The organism is Halomonas sp. BN3-1, assembly GCF_003056325.1.
GTDB lineage: Bacteria > Pseudomonadota > Gammaproteobacteria > Pseudomonadales > Halomonadaceae > Halomonas > Halomonas litopenaei.
The window spans coordinates 1-341 of record NZ_PYVV01000066.1; the positions used below are offsets into that span (position 1 = coordinate 1).

The window sequence follows — 341 nt, forward strand, 5'->3', positions numbered from 1 at the left end:
ACCGTATGCGCTTCATCGCTTGACCATATAACCCCAAAGGGTCTGTCAATCGATGATGTCACGACAATTGCCGGATACGCTTGAAACGCATCTTACTTTGTCAGCATGATATACATTGTTAAAGAGCATTAGAGCACAAAACTCTAAGCTGGCGGCTTGTGGCTTGCTAATGAAGCACAAACGTCCAACTTAAAGTTCCGTTAACCGCTCTATCGATCAGGTAATTCATTGTGAGCACTTACCGACAGTCAGATGACGTGTCGTTTAAGGAGGTGATCCAGCCGCAGGTTCCCCTACGGCTACCTTGTTACGACTTCACCCCAGTCATGAACCACACCGTG

Annotated in this window: 1 rRNA gene; it reads right to left on the bottom strand. The window is 47.2% G+C overall.

The features are described from left to right. Positions 1-265 precede the first annotated feature (265 nt). A 16S ribosomal RNA gene (locus C9F12_RS22330) occupies positions 266-341 on the bottom strand; the annotation flags it as partial.